The following is a 17373-nucleotide window of genomic DNA, read 5'->3' on the forward strand; positions in this document are numbered from 1 at the left end:
GCACAGCTTTGAAGGATGCTTTCGATGCAAGCCGCAACCAATGTCAGTCCTGAGGAAATCGCCCGCTTCGGCAAGCTCGCCGCGCGTTGGTGGGATCCCGATGGCGAGTCCCGTCCGCTGCATGATCTCAACCCGGTGCGCGCGGCTTATGTCGCCGATCGGCTGGATCTGCGCGGCGCGCGCGTGGCCGATGTCGGTTGCGGCGGCGGCCTGCTGAGCGAGGCGCTGGCCAAGGCCGGCGCGCGCGTCACCGGTATCGATCTGGGCGAGAAGGTGATCGAGATCGCGCGACTGCACATGCACGAGTCGCGACTGGAAACGCCCAATCTCGACATCGACTATCGCGTGCAGTCGTCGGCCGAACTGGCTGCCGCCGAGCCGGAAACTTTCGACGCCGTGTGCTGCATGGAACTGATCGAGCACGTGCCCGATCCGGCTGCCCTGGTCGGCGACCTGGTACGCATGGTGAAGCCGGGCGGCGTGGTGGTGATGTCCACGCTCAATCGCACGCCGGCCGCGTTCGGCGCGGCGATTCTCGGTGCGGAATACATCATGCGCATGCTGCCGCGTGGCACGCATCACTACGCACAATTCCTCAAGCCGTCGGAACTGGGACGCTTGATGCGACATGCCGGACTGGAAGTCGATGACGTCTCGGGGCTGGGCTACAACCCGATCAGCCGCAAGGCGTGGTTGAGCCGCCTCACGGCCGTCAATTACCTGATCAGCGCACGAAAGCCCGCATGAAGTCATTTCCCGAAAACATCCAGGGTGTGCTGTTTGATCTCGATGGCACCTTGCTCGACAGCGCTCCCGATCTCTACGCCGCGCTGAAGGCACAGTGCGAGGAAATGCAGGTGGCCGCGCCGCCGTATGCGATGGTGCGCGAAGTTGTCTCGCGCGGCTCGCGGGCGATCCTGCGCTGTGCGTTTCCCGATATCGATGATGCCGCGCTGGCGGCCTTGATGCCGCGTTATCTCGAGCTTTACCAGGTGATGATGGCCGAGCACACGCGTCCGTTCGAGGGCGTGGATGAGCTGTTGTCGTCGCTGGAGTCGCAGGGCATCCGCTGGGGCGTGGTGACCAACAAGCCAGGTTTTCTTACCGACGATCTGCTGGTGCGCATCGGCTGGGCGCCGCGCGCGGCGGCGGTCGTGTCCGGCGACACCTTGCCGGTGAAGAAGCCCGATCCCGCGCCCGTGTTGCTGGCGTGCGAGCGTGCAGGGCTTGATCCGTCGCGCTGCCTGTTCGTGGGCGATGATCGCCGCGATGTGCTGGCGGGCGCGGCGGCGGGCCTGTACACCGTGGCCGTGCGCTGGGGTTATCTGGATGGTGGCGATCCGTCCGAGTGGAACGCGGACCTGGTGGTCGATCATCCGTCCGAGCTCACTGGCCGCCTGAAGGTGATTGCGTGAGCAGCACTGCGCTGCAGAGCTATATCGACAAGTGGCTGGCCGTGCAGCCGCAGCAGCGTATTGCCTTGGCATTCGTCGATCAGAACAGCTATCCCGGCCATATCGCGCTGGCGGCGCTCGAGCAGGAATTGCTCGCGGCGGCGTACGGCATACGCGAGCCACACGTGGCGGCCAGCAAACTCAACTGGTGGGCCGAGGAGCTATCCGGCGCAGCGGCCAGTGGCGGGCGTCATCCCTTGACCCAGGTGCTGTTCGACAGCGACCGCGCGCACGAGATTGCCGCGGAACGCTGGGTCGCTCCGGTGCTGGCGGCGATGGGGCAACTGGAAGAGGGCACGGCAGCGGATTTCCCGGCTCAGATCGCGGCCGGCTCGCTGTTGCACGGTGCCCTGGCCGATCTGGAAACCGCCTGGTGGTTTGGCGACCAGGCATCCAGCGTGCGGGCAACGCGCGTGGCAACACTGTCGCATCTGCTGTATTCGCTGCTGCGCCTGCAGGAGGATGTCGATCGCGACCGCCTCGCACTGCCGATGTCGCGCCTGGCGAAATTCGGCCTGAGCCGCCAGCAATTGCGTGAATCGAGCGATCTGCGCAACGCCGCCGTGCGCGCGCAGCTGGACGATCTGGGAGCCGCCTGGCGTGATGCCGAGCGCCTGCCGGGACCATTGAGCGCCTTCCGCGGGCTGGAATCGCGCCAGGGACGTGCCCTGGTCGCCACGGCGCGCAAGGCCGCCGATCCGCTCGATGTGCTGCGCAAGGGGCAGGGCAGGCAGGGGCTGGGCGTGACCTGGCAAGCCTGGCAGGCCGCGCGTGCCTGGCAACGCGCGAAAGGTTGAGAGAGCGCTCCGGACGCAGCGTTTCCCGTGCGCCACTATTGCGAGGCACCGATGGTGCCCCAAAATTGAGGTCTCCCAGGCGCTAAGACCGCCAGTCGGACCACATAGGATTCACCCATGTACACCGAGGAAAACACCGCCCGCCTGCTGCCCGACGTGGCAGTCCATGCCCAGCCGCATCTCGTCGGCGAGCTGGACTGGGTGGGAATGGATGGCATCGAGGTGCCGGTGCGTTTCGATGCCGGCGACGGCGACGTGCAGCGCGCCAGCGCGCGCGTCGGCGCCTTCGTCAATCTGCGTCGCCCGGACAAGCGTGGCATCCACATGTCGCGTCTCTACCTGCAGGTGGAGGAGGCGCTGAGCAGCAAGACGCTCGGCACCGATACCCTGCGCGATCTGCTGCGCGGTTTCCTGGAATCGCACAAGGATCTCTCCGATCGCGCCTGCCTCAGCATCCGCTTTGAGCACCTGGTGCGTCGTCCCGCCTTGCGCAGCGCCAACAGCGGTTGGCGTTCGTATCCGGTGACCATCGAGGCGAGCATGATCGGCGACGAATTCCTGCTGGAGTTCGGCACCGAGATTGTTTATTCGTCGACCTGCCCGGCATCGGCCGCGCTGTCGCGCCAGTTGATCCAGGACCAGTTCGCCAGGGATTTCGAGGCGGGCAAACCGCTCGATCACAGCGCCGTGCTGGCCTGGCTGGGCAGTGAGAAGGGCATCGTGGCCACGCCGCATGCCCAGCGCAGCGTCGCTCGTTTGCGCGTGCGTCCGGCGGCAGGCGCCGCCTTCAACCTGATCGACCTGATCAACGTCACCGAACAAGCGCTGGGCACGCCCGTGCAAACCGCGGTGAAGCGCGAAGACGAGCAGGCGTTCGCGCTCGCCAATGGCGGCAACCTGATGTTCTGCGAGGACGCGGCGCGCCGCATCCAGAAGGCGCTGGACGTCGACAAGGCGCTGAGCGACTTCCATATCCGCGTGGAGCACCAGGAAAGCCTGCATCCGCACGATGCCGTCGCCTATGCCAGCAAGGGCGTAGAAGGCGGTTACGCGGGCAAGGGCTGCGCCTGAGCCTTGCTTTAACGGCGGCCTGATAGCATGGCGGGAGCCCGTCACCGGGCCTTCCCCCATGGAGAGTCGCATGTCGTTTCGTCTTCCTTTGCTGGCCGCAGCCGTGCTCGCGCTGTCGGCCTGCTCGATGTTCTCGCACCGCCACAAGGAAGACGCACCGACCGCGACGGCCGCCCCTGCAGCGCCCGTGCACCAGGCGCTGATGAAGACCATGGTGGGCGATGTGCGTTACGACCTGCCGCAGGCGATTCCTGCGGATGCGGTGCTGATCGTGACGCTGGCTGACGTGAGTCGCCAGGATGTGGCAGCACGTACGGTGGCGGAAGAGCGCATCCAGCCGGTGGGCGCATCGCCGGTGGAATTCATGCTGAGCTATGACCCGGCCGAATTGAAAGACGGCGTGGATTTCGCGATTGGCGTTCGCCTGCAGCAGGGCGACAAGCTGCTCGCCATCAACGACACGCGCACCAGCGTGCTGGGCCGCTCCGGCGAGAATGGTCCCGTGAGCATCACGCTCAAGGCCATGCCGTAACCCTGGCTCGTCATTCCGGCGCAGGCCGGAATCCAGTGGCCGCTGTATCAGGTTTTCGCGAAGCCTTTCAAGAATGTGGGCTATCGCGATAACTCAACGGGTTCGCTACTGGATTCCGGCCTGCGCCGGAATGACGGTGAGGGAGATGGACGCTCGAGGAGATTAGCGGCTAAAACTCAGTCGCTGTCCGCGCACGCTCTGGTCGACGCTGCTGCCATCCCAAACGCGCTGGCCGTTCACAAACGTGGCCGCGATCGAGCTGTTGAAGGTGTAGCCCTCGAACGGCGTCCAGCCGCACTTGGACAGTACTTCCTCGCGGGTCACCGTGTGCGGCTTGTTCGGATCGACCAGCACCAGGTCCGCCGCATAGCCTTCGCGCAGATAGCCGCGCTCCTTCACGTCGAACAAGGTGGCCGGCGCATGCGTCACCGCTTCCACCACACGCTCCAGCGTCAGCTTGCCTTCGAACACACGCTGCAGTGCCGCCTGTAGCGCGTACTGCACCAAGGGCAGGCCGCTCGGCGCCTTGTCGTAGAGCTGGTGCTTCTCTTCCAGCAGGTGCGGCGCATGGTCGGTGGCCAACACGTCGAGACGGCCTTCGGCCAGCGCCTTGATGATGGCCTCGCGGTCGGCCGAGGTCTTGATGGCCGGATTGCACTTGATCAAGAAGCCCAGGCGCTCGTAGTCGCGATCATCGAAATGCAGGAAGTGCACGCAGGTTTCCGCGGTGATGCGCTTGCCCTTGAGCGGGCCCGGCTGGAACAGCGCCAGTTCGTCCGCGGTGGAAATGTGCAGCACGTGCAGGCGGCTGTTGTGCCGCCTGGCCAGTTCGATGGCCAGGCGGGTGGACTTGATGCAGGCCTCGCGCGAACGGATCAGCGGATGTTCCCAGGCGGGAATATCGTCACCGTACTTCGCATGCGCCTTGGCCAGGTTGGCGTCGATCATCGGTGTGTCTTCACAGTGCGTGATGATCGGGGTGGGCGCGTACTTGAAGATGCCGTCCAGCACCTCGGGGTTGTCCACCAGCATGTTGCCGGTAGAGGCGCCCATGAACACCTTGATGCCCGGCGCGGCCAGCGGGTCCAGGCTCTTGATGGCTTCGAGGTTGTCGTTGCTGGCGCCCATGTAGAAGGCGTAGTTCACGGCCGAGTTTTGCGCGCCCAGTGCGTATTTGGCCTCCAGCGTCTCGCGATCGAGCGCAGGCGGCTTGGTGTTGGGCATCTCCATGAAGCTGGTGATGCCGCCGGCGGCGCAGGCGCGCGACTCGTGGGCGATATCGGCCTTCTGGGTCAGGCCCGGTTCGCGAAAGTGGACCTGGTCGTCGATCATGCCGGGAAACAGCCACAGGCCGCTGGCATCGACCACTTTTTCGCCGGGGCGGGCATCCAGATCGCCGGCTATGGCCTCGATGCGGCCTTGCTTCACGCGGACGTCGGCGTGGAAACGGCGGCCTTCATTGACCAATTCGGCGTTCTTGATCAGCCAGTCAGTGGACATGGTTATCTCCTGGGGTGCGGCAACGACGGAAAGTAAAGTGCTCCGGCACGGGATCTTCACCGCCCTCGCACAAAGGTTGACAGCGCAATAGACGCCAGCCGGTAAGTGCGCCACCCTTGAGCGGACCGAAGCGCACAACCGCAATCCGTGCATAATCGGAACAGCTGGGATGGAAGCGGCAGCGCTGACCCAGCAGGGGGCTTAGCCAGCGCTTGTAGAAGCTGAGCAGTAAAAGTATCAGTCGGGTCACGACGGTTTGACGCTGCCGAAACAGCTTGCGGCTTGTAGTGTCGCAAGTATTCCAGAAGCACGGTTGCTGGTGTAAGCCGCATGGGCTATAACACCCGGCCGCCAAGGCTAAAATGGTGAAGGGAAATGGCGAAAACGACGCGTAGTGCTTCAGCCACCAAGCCGCAGAAGGGAAAGCCTGCCGGCAAGGTGAAAGACGCCAAGGCCGGCAAGAAGCCAGCCGCCGGGCGAAGTTCGACACCGGCCAAGGCCGCTGCCGCCAAGAAACCGGCTGCCAAGACAGCGCCGGCGAAGAAGGTGGTCGCCGCCAGCAAGCCTGCCGTCAAGAAGGCGGTCGCCAAGGCTCCGGCCAAGAGCGTCGCCAAGAAGCCCGCCCCCAAGCCAGTAGCCAAGAAGGCGGCTCCGGTCAAAAAGCCGGTCGTCGCCAAGAAAACTGAAAAGCCGGTCGCCAAGAAGGTTGCGGCGCCCGCCAAGAAGCAGCCGCCCAAGTCGGTGACCAAGCCGGTGAAGCCGGCTCCCGCACCGGCCAAGACGGCCAAGCCAGCACCCGCCAAGCCGGCTGCCAGCGCCGCCCCTGCCAAGCAGCCTGCCGCTGCCAGGCAGTCAGCGCTGGCTCCGAAGGCGGTTGCAGTGACCCACAAGGAGCCGAGCAAGCCGGCGACGTCGCCCTTCTCGGGCAAAGTGGCCAGCGCAACCGCTCGTCATACCCCTATCAAAACTCAGAAAGCCCAGCAGTCCTCGATGAATAAAACCGCAACTCTCGACAATGGCATCACCCGCGAAGACGGTCGCTATGCGCTGCCTTCCACGACCCTGATCGACCTGCCCAAGGGTTATCGCCCCTCGAACAACGACAACGAGGAGTACATGAGCCCCAAGCACCTCGCGTACTTCCGCAACAAGTTGCGCGAATGGCGTGAGCAGCTCGTGGAAGAGTCGCGTCAGACGATGGAAAACCTGCGTGACGAGGTGCGTGACGTGGGCGACGAGGCCGAGCGTGCCACCCGCGAGACCGAAAACTCGCTGGAACTGCGCACGCGCGACCGCTACCGCAAGCTGATCTCCAAGATCGACAAGGCGCTGCGCCGTATCGAAGAAGGTCGATACGGCTACTGCGAGGAAACCGACGAAGAGATCGGCCTGGAGCGCCTCGACGCCCGCCCGATCGCCACCCTGTCGCTGGACGCGCAGGAACGCCGCGAACATCTGCAGAAGCAGATGGGCGACTGAGGTCGCGCGCTCGACGTTGATGTCATAGACAAAGCCCCGCTTCGTGCGGGGCTTTGTTGTTTGGCCACAGGCCGGCCAGTGTCGGCTGTGCCTTGGTGCGCGCCGTGGTGGCTACTTGTTGTCGCCCAGACTGGCCGCCGCGTACGCCTTGATCTTGGCCAGCATCGCGGCGAGGCCGTTGGAGCGCGTGGGCGAAAGATGCTTGGCCAGGCCGATCGCTTCGATATAGCGCGGTTCGGTGGCGACGATGTCGCGCGCGGAGCGGTCCGAATACACGCGCAGCACCAGGGCGATCAGGCCCGACACGATGGCCGAATCGCTGGTGGCCTGGAAATGCAGGTTGTTCGCATCGCCGCTGGGGACCAGCCACACCATGGACTGGCAGCCGTGCACACGGTATTCCTCGATTTTCAGCGCTTCGGGGAAGGCGGGGAGTTGTTTGCCCAGGTCGATCAGGTATTGGTAGCGCTCGGTCCAATCACTGAAGAAGGCAAATTCGTCGACGATTTCTTGTTGCGCTTGTTGGGCGCTGGAGGGGGCGAGGGCACTCATGGGGGGATTATCGCGCGTTTGGGGGTTTCTCGGTGTTTTGGGCCTGATTCGTCGTCCCGGCGCAGGCCGCGACCCAGTAGCGATATCGCCCGGTTGTCGCCTCGAGGCCAGCGTGCCGCCTACGCGGCGGGCGTTTCGATCGGCTGCCGCCGACCGAGTCACTTTTCTTTTGCTGGCCCAAAAGAAAAGTAACCCAAAGAAAATGGCCGAATAACGCCGGCAGCATCGTGTTGGGATAAGCCCGAACGCTTGAGGCGCGTCGTTGTGGGACAACCTCCGAGGGTACACAGCGGGTACTGCCAAGCGCTGCGCAACGCGCCCGAATCGCTGAGGACTTAAAGCGGGGCCTCGCTTCGCTTTGGCTTGGGCTCGCACGTGCCGCACTTGGTGCCGCGCCTAGCGCTTGTCTGTGGGAGCGCACCCTGTGCGCGACAGCCACGCTGCGGTGTGCCGCTCCGTAGGTTTGTCGCGCACAGGGTGCCCTCCCACAAAGAAGCCGACCGGCAAGATTGATCCGCCATCCACGAACCTGCGCCCTCCCTTGTAGGAGCGCACTTGTGCGCGACCGCAGCGCTGGGGTTTACCGCTCCGCCGGGTGTTCGCGAGGGGGGTTCTAGGAGAGGCTTTGAGGAAAGAGCGAAGGATTGGCACTTCACCTCACCCCTTCACCACACTCCACCGCGTCCCCTGCGCACCATCTTCAATGGCCACGCCCATTGCCGTGAGCTCTTCGCGAATAGCGTCGGCGCGCTTGAAATCCTTGCTGGCGCGCGCAGTGCGGCGTTCTTCCAGCAGGGCTTCGACGCGTGATGCATCCACTTCGGTGGCGCCGCTGGTCTGCTTGAACCACGCCTCGGGATCCTGCTGCAGCAGGCCGAGTACGGCGCCTGCGCCGAGCAGGGCGGCCTTGGCGTCGCGGCGTTCTTCGGCGCTGCCAGCCTGGCGCGCGGCATCAGCGAGCTGGGACAGCTCAGCGAGCGCCTGCGGAGTGTTGAGGTCGTCGCACAGGGCGGCTTCCACCGTGGCAGGAATGGGAAGGGCGCTGGTGTCCACTTCCACATCGACCAGGTCGCGCAACACGCGGTACCAGCCATCCAGGGTACTGATGGCCTGGGCGATGGCGGTGTCGGACCAGTCCAGCGGCTGGCGGTAGTGGCCGCGCAGGAGCAGCAGGCGCAGGGCTTCGGGCGCGTGTTCCTTGAGCAGTTCGTGCACCAGCATCACATTGCCCAGCGACTTGGACATCTTGCGGCCGCTGAAGGTGAGCATGCCGTTGTGCAGCCAGTAGCGTGCGAACACCTTGCCGCCGTGGGCGCAGGTGCTCTGGGCGATCTCGTTCTCGTGATGCGGGAATTGCAGGTCGACGCCGCCGGCATGGATGTCAATGGTGTCGCCCAGGTGGGCTTCGCTCATCGCCGAGCACTCGATGTGCCAGCCCGGGCGGCCGCGGCCCCAGGGGCTGTCCCAGCCGGGCAGGTCGGGGGTGGAGGGCTTCCACAGCACGAAGTCGCCGGGATTTTGCTTGTACGGGGCGATCTCGACGCGGGCGCCGGCCAGCAATTCTTCCGGATCGCGGCCCGACAGCTCGCCATACTTGGCATACGAATCCACCGAGAACAGCACGTGCCCTTCGGCGGCATAAGCATGCCCGCTGGCGATCAGGCGCTCGATCATCGCGATCATCTGCGGCATGTGAGCGGTGGCGTGCGGCTCCACGTCCGGCGGCGCAATGCCCAGCGCCGCCATGTCCTCCCGATAGGCCTGGGCGTAGCGGGTGGTGATGCTTTCGATGCCCACGCCCAGTTGTTGGGCGGCGGTGTTGATCTTGTCGTCGACGTCGGTGATGTTGCGGGCGTAGACCACCTTCGGATAATGGCGCCGCAGCAGCTTCACCAGCACGTCGAACACCACCGGCCCACGCGCGTTGCCGATGTGCACGTAGTTGTAGACGGTCGGTCCGCACAGATACATGGTGACCCGTTCCGGGTCGAGCGGGGTGAACGTTTCTACGCGGCGCGTCAGGCTGTTGTGGAGCGAAATCGGCATCGGTCGGGTGGTCCGGACGGTGGGAGCAGGCGCCAGGCGGGCGCAAGCCGGTCGCGCATCTTAACAAGCCGCAGGGGCCTCCGCTGGGGATAGGGACTGCTCTGGCAGCGGTAGGCCGGACAGGGGCAGGCAGCGTAAGAAAAGCTCTAAGCGTCGATTCAGCGTGAATTTGCTGCAATGGATGCTATGAGGTGCAGAGATGCGCCCGAATTGCTTCCTGCGGAGGTCGTAATGACCAAGTGGTTGTTCCCTGCGCTCGTGCTGTCCGTAATGACCACTGGCGTATTTGCGCAGGATGCGCGCTATCAGAATCAAAATGACGACAACACCCATTACGGTTGGGCGGATGTGCTGCGCGTCGATCCCGTGTATGGCGTGGCCCGTACCGAAGTGCCGCGCCAGGAATGCTATGACCAGCAGGTAGTCCGCCAGGCGCCCAGCCAGGGCTCGGCGGCGGGCACCATCCTGGGTGCCGTGGTCGGTGGCGTGCTGGGCAGCACGGTGGGTCACGGCAATGGCCGCACGGCGGCGACGGTGGCCGGTGCGGTCGCCGGCGGCGCGGTGGGCAACAGCGCCACCCAGTCCGGCGGTGGCGAGTACGAGTCCACCGAAACCCATTGCCGCCAGGTGGCGGCGGTGAGCGAGCAGCGCCGCATCATGGGCTACGACGTGGAATATCGTTATCGGGGCGAGGTGTACCTGTCCCGGCTCAATTACGACCCCGGCGAGCGCCTGCGCGTGCGGGTAAGCGTTTCTCCCGCCGACTGAGATCCCCGTCTATCGCCGCCTCCGGGCGGCGATTTGGTGTCGGGTGCCGCGATCAGGGGCATTCGTTGTTGCATGGCAGCGGAAATCCCGTCATCATCACGATTCAACCTCCCGGAACACCCATGTCCGCAGCCGTCTATACCGCCACTGTCCTCACTAGCGCCCGCATGGCCGCTGGGATGACGTCGCGTGCTCGCCGACCGCTGCGCCGCTTTATGGCCGGGTAGGCTGTCGCACGCGTTTCACGTGTATCGACGATAAAACCCGGCTAGCAGCCGGGTTTTTTTGTTTCCGGATTCCGACGATTGGACAAAGGCAACTTCCTCATGACGCTTCGCCACTTTCTGACCACCCAGGATTACAGTCGCGCCGAGATCGACGCGTTGCTCGAGCAGGCCGCAGCGTTCAAACGCTCGCCGCGCGGACAGCAGCTGGCCGGCAAGTCGGTGGCGCTGATGTTCTTCAATCCCTCGATGCGCACGCGTACGAGTTTTGAGCTCGGCGCCTTCCATATGGGTGGCCATGCGATCGTGCTGGCGCCGGGCAAGGACGCGTGGCCGATCGAGTTCGAGGTGGGCACGGTGATGGATGGCGACACCGAAGAGCACATCGCCGAAGTGGCCCGCGTGCTGTCGCGTTACGTCGATTTGATCGCCGTACGCGCCTTCCCGAAATTCCAGGACTGGGCGGTGGATCGCCAGGACAACGTGATCAAGGCGTTCGCCAAGTACGCCACGGTGCCGGTGATCAACATGGAAACCATCACCCACCCGTGCCAGGAGCTCGCCCACGCGCTGGCGATGAAGGAACACCTGGGCAGCCTGCAGAACAAGAAGTACGTGCTCACCTGGACCTACCACCCCAAGCCGCTCAACACGGCGGTGGCCAATTCCGCGCTGCTGATCGCCACCAAGATGGGCATGGACGTGACCTTGCTGTGCCCCACGCCAGACTACGTGCTCGATGAGCGCTATATGGAATTCGGCTATCAGAACGCCAGGGAAAACGGCGGTTCGCTGAAGGTGAGCCACAACATCGAAGAAGCCTATAGCGGTGCCGACGTGGTGTACGCCAAGAGCTGGGGCGCGCTACCGTTCTTCGGCCGCTGGGAGCAGGAAAAGCCGATCCGCGATGCACACAAGCACTTCATCGTGGACGAGCAGAAGATGGCCTTGACCAACAACGGTCTCTTCAGCCATTGCCTGCCGTTGCGCCGCAATATCAAGGCCACCGACGCTGTGATGGATTCGCCCGCGTGCATCGCCATCGATGAAGCCGAAAACCGCCTGCACGTGCAGAAGGCGGTGATGGCTTCGTTGATCGGCCAGGCCTGAGCATGTACCAGCCCGCGCACTTCAAGCAGACGGACAGCGAGGCGCTGCACGCGCTGATGCGTGCGTACCCGTTCGCCACCGTGGTGGTGCAGGGCGACGACGGCCTCGCAGCGAATCATCTGCCGATTGAACTGGTGGATGGAAAATTGCACGGCCATGTCGCGCGCGGCAATGAACTGGCGCGCTTGGACGGGGCCGAAGTGCTGGTGATCTTTCGCGGTCCGGACGGCTATATCAGTCCCAATTGGTATCCGAGCAAGCAGGAAACCCATCGCGAAGTGCCCACCTGGAACTACGCCGTGGTGCATGTGCATGGTCATCTGCGTGTGATCGAGGACGCCACCTGGCTGCGCCAGTTGCTGGAGCGTCTGACCGATCGTCACGAGGCCGGTCTTCCGGCGCCCTGGCACGTCTCCGACGCGCCGGAAGATCACATCGAGAAGATGCTGCGCGCCATCTCCGGGCTGGAAATTTCCGTCGAGCGCATCGAAGGCAAGTTCAAGTTGAACCAGAACCACCCGGCGGCGAATCGCGCCGGTGTGGTGGCTGGCCTCGGGCAACGCGCTGGTCGCGGCGATGCGGAGCTGGCCGATCTCATGTCCAAGCAAGAAGAGGGAAGGTCGTGAGCCACACGCATCAGCATCACTACAAGGTCGACGTGACCTGGACTGGCAATCAGGGCACCGGCACCAAGACTTACCAGGGCTATGGTCGCGATCACGAGATTCGCATCGAGGGCAAGCCGACCATCGAGGGCTCGTCCGATCCGATGTTTCGCGGCGATGCCAGCAAGGTCAACCCGGAAGACATGCTGGTGACGGCACTGTCTACCTGTCACATGCTGTCCTACCTGCATCAGGCGGTGTTGGCAGGCGTAGTGGTGACGGCATACACCGATAGCGCCGAAGGCACGATGGAGACCGACACGCATGGCGGTCACTTCACCGAAGTGGTGTTGCATCCGGTGGTCACCATCACCGCCGACAGCGATCCGGCCAAGGCCGAGGCCGCGCACGACGCTGCGCACCACGGCTGCTTTATCGCCAATTCCGTGAATTTTCCGGTGCGCGTGGAACCGCGCATCGTGGTTGAATCAAAGTAATCCATTATCCGTTTAGCCTTCCATCTCAGGATTCGCAAGTCATGAGCAAAGACATCGTTCTCGCCTTCTCCGGTGGCCTCGACACCAGCTTCTGCGTGCCTTACCTCAAGGAGCGCGGCTGGGCCGTGCATACCGTGTTCGCCGATACCGGCGGCGTGGATGCCGAGGAGCGCGCCTATATCGAACAGCGCGCCAAGGAACTGGGCGTGGCCAGCCATGTCACCGTCGACGGCGGTCCGGCGATCTGGAACGGTTTCGTCAAGCCGTTCGTGCAGGCGGGCGAGGCCTACCAGGGCCAGTATCCGCTGCTGGTGTCCGACCGCTACCTGATCGTGGACGCTGCCATTGCGCGCGCCAAGGAACTGGGCACCAAGGCGATTGCGCATGGCTGCACCGGCATGGGCAACGATCAGGTCCGCTTCGACCTGGCCGTGAAGGCGCTGGGTGACTACCAGATCGTGGCGCCGATCCGCGAGATCCAGAAGGAACACACCCAGACGCGCGCCTATGAGCAGGCCTATCTGGAGGAGCGCGGCTTCGAAGTGCGCGCCAAGCAGAAGAGCTACACCATCAACGAGAACCTGCTGGGCGTGACGCTGTCCGGCGGCGAGATCGACCATTGGAAGACGCCGGGCGAAGGCGCCCGTGGCTGGTGCAAGCCGCGCGCCGAATGGCCGTCTGAAAAGCTCACCGTCACCCTTGGTTTCGAAAAGGGTGAGGCGGTGTCGCTCAATGGCCAGAAACTGCCGGGCGACAAGCTGCTGGCCAAGCTCAACGAGCTGTTCGCGCCCTACGGCGTGGGCCGCGGCATGTACACCGGCGACACCACCATCGGCCTGAAGGGTCGCATCGTGTATGAAGCGCCGGGCCTGATCTCGCTGCTCGCCGCGCACCGCGCACTGGAAGAAGCCGTGCTGACCAAGCAGCAGAACCGCTTCAAGCCGGAAGTGGCGCGCAAGTGGGTGGAAGTGGTGTACGAAGGCTTCTTCCACGATCCGATCAAGACCGATCTGGAGGCGTTCCTTTCGTCCAGCCAGAGCCAGGTCAACGGTGAAGTGGTGCTGGAAACTTCCGGCGCTCAGGTGACGGCGGTGGAAGTGCGCTCGCCGCACATCCTCAACGCCAAGGGCGCCACCTATGCGCAGTCTGCGGATTGGGGTGTGGAGGAAGCCGAAGGCTTCATCAAGCTGTTCGGCATGAGCAGCACGCTGTGGGCTGAAATCAACCGTAGCTGATCGTGCGACGCGTCGTCCCGGCATGTGCCGGGGCGACGGTTTCGTCGTGACATTCCAGACACCACCAGACGGATCGCATGAGCGCACTACTGGACGACACTCTTCGACATCTACGCGCGCTGGTCGGCTACGACACGCGCAACCCGCCGCGCGAGATCGGCACGGGCGGCATTTTCGATTATCTGCGGGAAAACCTGCCGGGCTTCGACGTATCCGTGACTGACTACGGCGCTGGCGCCGTCACGCTTTACGCCGTGCGCGGCAAGCCGAAGGTGCTGTTCAACGTGCACCTCGATACCGTGCCCGATTCGCCGCACTGGACGGCGAGCCCGCATGAGCTGCGCTTGACTGAAGACCGGGCGATCGGGCTGGGTGCTTGCGATATCAAGGGCGCTGCTGCTGCGCTCGTTGCGGTCGCGAACGTCACCCGCGGCGATATGGCCTTGCTGTTGTCCACCGATGAAGAAGCGAACGACCCGCGTTGCATCGCCGGCTTCCTCAAGGACAAGCCGGCTTACGACGCCATCATCGTGGCCGAGCCGACCAAGGGCGAAGCCGTGCTCGCGCATCGTGGCATCCATTCGGTGCAAATGCGCTTCAAGGGCAGTGCCGGTCACGCCTCGGGCGAGCAGAAGCCCAGCGACAGCGCGGTGCACCAGGCGGTGCGCTGGGGTGCTGCTGCGCTCGACTACGTGGAAAAGCAGGCGCACGAGCGCTTTGGCGGCCTCACGGGTCTGCGCTTCAACATCGGTCGCGTCGACGGCGGCATCAAGGCCAACATGATTGCGCCGTCCGCCGATGTGCGTTTCGGCTTCCGTCCGTTGCCGACCATGGCGCCTGACCAGCTGCTGGAGACCTTCCGCACGCTGGTGGAGCCGCAGCCGGTGGAGTTCCAGGAACTGTTTCGCGGCGACTCGTTGCCTGCAGGCGACACGGCCACGGCCGAAGCACGCCGCCTGGCCGCACGCGATCTGGCCGATGAGCTGAATATCCCGATCGGCAATGCCGTGGACTTCTGGACCGAAGCGGCGCTGTTCTCCGCGGCCGGCTACATCAGCTTTGTGTACGGCCCAGGGGACATCGCCCAGGCGCATACCGCTGACGAGTGGGTCGCGCTGGATCAATTGCAGCATTACGCCGACACCATTTACCGCATCATCGATAAGAGCTAAGACCGAAGTGGAAGCCCACAAGCACACAAGGAAAACCATCGTTCGCCTGCTTTCGAGCATGGGTAGCGCGAAGGAGATCCAGCAATACCTCAAGCGTTTCTCGCAGTTGGACGCCAAGCGCTTCGCCGTGGTGAAGGTTGGCGGCGCGGTGCTGCGCGATGATCTGCCCGCGCTTACCTCGTCGCTCACCTTCCTGCAGCAGGTAGGCCTGACGCCGATCGTGCTGCACGGCGCCGGCCCGCAGCTGGACGAAGAGCTGTCGGCCGCGGGCATCGAGAAGCACACCGTGAACGGCTTGCGCGTGACCACGCCCAAGGCCTTGTCCATCGTGCGCAAGGTGTTCCAGGAGCAGAACCTGCGCCTGGTCGAAGCCCTGCAGACCATGGATACGCGCGCCACTTCGGTGCCGTCGGGCGTGTTCACGGCCAGCTATATCGACCGCGATACCTATGGCCTGGTCGGCAAGGTCAGCCAGATCAACCTGGCGCCGATCGAGGCGAGCCTGCGTGCCGGTTCGATTCCGGTGATCGCCAGCCTGGGCGAAACCGAAGAGGGCCAGATCCTCAACGTCAACGCCGACTTTGCCGCCAACGAACTGGTGCGCGTGCTGCAGCCGTACAAGATCGTGTTTCTCACCGGCACGGGCGGTCTGCTGGACGATCAGGGCAAGATCATCGACTCGATCAACCTGAGCACGGAATTCGAGCACCTGATGTCGCAGCCGTGGATCAACGGCGGCATGCGTCTGAAGATCGAACAGATTGCCGACCTGTTGAATGATCTGCCGCTGACCTCGTCGGTGTCGATCACCAAGCCCTCTGAGCTGGCCAAGGAACTGTTCACCCACAAGGGTTCGGGCACCCTGGTCCGCCGCGGCGAAAAGGTGAAGCGTTTCGAGTCGTGGGAAGGTATCGATCTGGGTCGCATGCGCGAGCTGATCGAATCGAGCTTCGGCCGCACCCTGGTGCCCGATTACTTCGAGCGCACTAAGCCTTTCCGTGTCTACGTGAGTGAAAACTATCGCACCGCGATGATACTCACCATGGAAGAGGGTCTGCCGTATCTGGACAAGTTCGCCGTGCTCGACGATGCGCAGGGCGAAGGCCTGGGTCGCGCGGTGTGGCAGGTGATGCGCGAGGAGAATCCGCAGCTGTTCTGGCGCTCGCGTCACGGCAACAGCGTGAACCATTTCTATTACGCCGAATCGGACGGCTGCCTCAAGCAGCCGAGCTGGAAAGTGTTCTGGTACGGCCTCGACGACTTCGACACGATCGCCCGCTGCGTGGCCCATTGCGCGCAGCGCCTGCCGACCCTGGTGGATTGAATCATGAGCACGACTCGACATCGCATTGGCATCGTGGGCGCGCGCGGCCACACCGGCGCCGAACTGATCCGCCTGGTGGCGGCGCATCCGTCGCTGGAGCTGGCCTTCGTTTCTTCGCGCGAGCTGGATGGCCAGCGCGTGGCCGATCATGTGGACGGCTACACCGGCGAGTTGCGCTACACCAACCTCGATGCCGAGGCCGTGGCGGCGCAGCAGGCGGACGTGGTGGTGCTCGCCTTGCCCAACGGCAAGGCGGCGCCTTATGTCGAGGCGATCGACAAGGCCAAGCCGGATACGCTGATCGTCGACCTCTCGGCCGACTATCGTTTCAACGAGAAGTGGTACTACGGTCTGCCCGAACTCACCCGCCAGTTGTGGCGTGGCGAGAAGCGCATCAGCAATCCGGGCTGCTATGCCACCGCCATCCAGCTTTCCATTGCGCCGTTGAAAGACCTGCTCGCCGCGCCGCCAGTGAGTTTCGGTGTGTCCGGCTACTCCGGCGCGGGCACCACGCCCTCGGACAAGAACAATCCGGAAAAACTGCGCGACAACCTGATGCCGTACTCGCTTACCGGCCATATGCACGAGAAGGAGGCGAGCCGCCATCTCAATGTGCCGGTGGAATTCATGCCGCATGTGGCGCCGCACTTCCGTGGCCTGACGGTCACCACCAACCTCTACCTGGCGCGTCCCGTGGCACGTGAGGACATCGTCAAGCGCTTCAACGGCGCCTATGAGGGCGAGAAGCTGGTGCATGTGGTGGATGAGGCGCCCTGGGTCAGCCAGATCGCCAACAAACATCACGTCGATATCGGCGGTTTCGCGGTGTCCAACGACGGCAAGCGCGTGGTGGTGGTGGCGACGCTGGACAACCTGTTGAAAGGTGCGGCGACGCAGGCCATGCAGAACATCAATCGCGCCATTGGCGTGGACGAGTACACCGCGATTCCGACCACTTGATCGTCATTCCGGCTTGCTCCGGACGTGCAAAAGATAGCGTCACACAA

Annotated in this window: 18 protein-coding genes; 14 read left to right on the forward strand and 4 right to left on the reverse strand. The window is 64.0% G+C overall.

The genetic code is table 11. The features are described from left to right. Positions 1–24: 24 nt before the first annotated feature. The 5 genes from ubiG to AC1DKY_RS05820 all read left to right on the forward strand — a co-directional run bounded on the left by ubiG (position 25) and on the right by AC1DKY_RS05820 (position 3854). The gene (gene ubiG, locus AC1DKY_RS05800; RefSeq protein WP_441604316.1) at positions 25–747 is read left to right on the forward strand and encodes a bifunctional 2-polyprenyl-6-hydroxyphenol methylase/3-demethylubiquinol 3-O-methyltransferase UbiG; all 723 of its coding nucleotides are present in this window, start codon (positions 25–27) and stop codon (positions 745–747) included. Continuing rightward, on the forward strand, positions 744–1415 hold the full coding sequence (gph, locus tag AC1DKY_RS05805) for a phosphoglycolate phosphatase (RefSeq protein WP_441604315.1): 672 nt from the start codon (positions 744–746) through the stop codon (positions 1413–1415). Before ubiG ends, gph begins: the two co-directional genes overlap by 4 nt. Next, positions 1412–2251, forward strand: coding sequence for a squalene/phytoene synthase family protein (locus tag AC1DKY_RS05810; RefSeq protein ID WP_441604314.1), 840 nt, complete (start codon positions 1412–1414; stop codon positions 2249–2251). Before gph ends, AC1DKY_RS05810 begins: the two co-directional genes overlap by 4 nt. Positions 2252–2368: 117 nt before the next feature. Beyond that, positions 2369–3322: a GTP cyclohydrolase FolE2 gene (folE2, locus tag AC1DKY_RS05815; protein ID WP_441604313.1), complete on the forward strand. Its 954-nt coding sequence runs from the start codon at positions 2369–2371 to the stop codon at positions 3320–3322. A 70-nt stretch (positions 3323–3392) separates the two neighbouring features. Next, entirely contained in the window at positions 3393–3854 is a 462-nt protein-coding gene (locus AC1DKY_RS05820) for a YbaY family lipoprotein (protein WP_441604312.1), read from the forward strand. A gap of 162 nt (positions 3855–4016) precedes the next feature. On the opposite strand, the gene AC1DKY_RS05825 is transcribed toward AC1DKY_RS05820, so the two are convergent. After that, complete coding sequence (locus AC1DKY_RS05825) at positions 4017–5354, reverse strand: dihydroorotase (protein ID WP_441604311.1); 1338 nt, start codon at positions 5352–5354, stop codon at positions 4017–4019. Continuing rightward, on the reverse strand, positions 5344–5604 hold the full coding sequence (gene yidD / locus AC1DKY_RS05830) for a membrane protein insertion efficiency factor YidD (RefSeq protein WP_441604310.1): 261 nt from the start codon (positions 5602–5604) through the stop codon (positions 5344–5346). The genes AC1DKY_RS05825 and yidD overlap by 11 nt, the downstream gene beginning before the upstream one ends. A gap of 125 nt (positions 5605–5729) precedes the next feature. Between yidD and dksA the strand changes: the two genes are divergently transcribed. Further along, entirely contained in the window at positions 5730–6833 is a 1104-nt protein-coding gene (gene dksA, locus AC1DKY_RS05835; RefSeq protein ID WP_441604309.1) for an RNA polymerase-binding protein DksA, read from the forward strand. 111 nt (positions 6834–6944) lie between these two features. On the opposite strand, the gene AC1DKY_RS05840 is transcribed toward dksA, so the two are convergent. Both AC1DKY_RS05840 and cysS read right to left on the reverse strand, forming a co-directional pair. After that, a complete protein-coding gene (locus AC1DKY_RS05840) occupies positions 6945–7385 on the reverse strand; it encodes a SufE family protein (RefSeq protein WP_441604308.1) in 441 nt (146 codons plus the stop codon). Positions 7386–8042: 657 nt separating this feature from the next. Continuing rightward, positions 8043–9431, reverse strand: coding sequence for a cysteine--tRNA ligase (gene cysS, locus AC1DKY_RS05845; protein ID WP_441604307.1), 1389 nt, complete (start codon positions 9429–9431; stop codon positions 8043–8045). 231 nt (positions 9432–9662) lie between these two features. Here cysS and AC1DKY_RS05850 point away from each other — a divergent pair, with 231 nt between their 5' ends. The 8 genes from AC1DKY_RS05850 to argC all read left to right on the forward strand — a co-directional run bounded on the left by AC1DKY_RS05850 (position 9663) and on the right by argC (position 17326). Further along, entirely contained in the window at positions 9663–10199 is a 537-nt protein-coding gene (locus AC1DKY_RS05850; RefSeq protein ID WP_441604306.1) for a glycine zipper 2TM domain-containing protein, read from the forward strand. A 326-nt stretch (positions 10200–10525) separates the two neighbouring features. Further along, positions 10526–11533: an N-acetylornithine carbamoyltransferase gene (locus tag AC1DKY_RS05855; protein ID WP_441604305.1), complete on the forward strand. Its 1008-nt coding sequence runs from the start codon at positions 10526–10528 to the stop codon at positions 11531–11533. Between the two features lie 2 nt (positions 11534–11535). Then, positions 11536–12159 (forward strand): FMN-binding negative transcriptional regulator, encoded by a 624-nt coding sequence (locus AC1DKY_RS05860; protein ID WP_441604304.1) that lies wholly within the window; start codon positions 11536–11538, stop codon positions 12157–12159. Then, positions 12156–12635, forward strand: a complete 480-nt coding sequence (locus tag AC1DKY_RS05865; RefSeq protein WP_441604303.1) for an OsmC family protein — start codon at positions 12156–12158, stop codon at positions 12633–12635. Before AC1DKY_RS05860 ends, AC1DKY_RS05865 begins: the two co-directional genes overlap by 4 nt. Before the next feature lie 41 nt (positions 12636–12676). Then, the gene (locus AC1DKY_RS05870; RefSeq protein ID WP_441604302.1) at positions 12677–13870 is read left to right on the forward strand and encodes an argininosuccinate synthase; all 1194 of its coding nucleotides are present in this window, start codon (positions 12677–12679) and stop codon (positions 13868–13870) included. Between the two features lie 77 nt (positions 13871–13947). Beyond that, a complete protein-coding gene (locus AC1DKY_RS05875) occupies positions 13948–15042 on the forward strand; it encodes an acetylornithine deacetylase (RefSeq protein WP_441604301.1) in 1095 nt (364 codons plus the stop codon). Positions 15043–15049: 7 nt separating this feature from the next. After that, positions 15050–16366 (forward strand): acetylglutamate kinase, encoded by a 1317-nt coding sequence (locus AC1DKY_RS05880; RefSeq protein WP_441604300.1) that lies wholly within the window; start codon positions 15050–15052, stop codon positions 16364–16366. Positions 16367–16369: 3 nt separating this feature from the next. Next, positions 16370–17326 carry an N-acetyl-gamma-glutamyl-phosphate reductase gene (argC, locus tag AC1DKY_RS05885; RefSeq protein ID WP_441604299.1) on the forward strand — a complete coding sequence of 319 codons (957 nt, stop codon included), beginning with the start codon at positions 16370–16372 and terminating at the stop codon, positions 17324–17326. Positions 17327–17373 lie beyond the last annotated feature (47 nt).

The sequence above is a fragment of the Dyella sp. 01N448 genome (genome assembly GCF_056399225.1).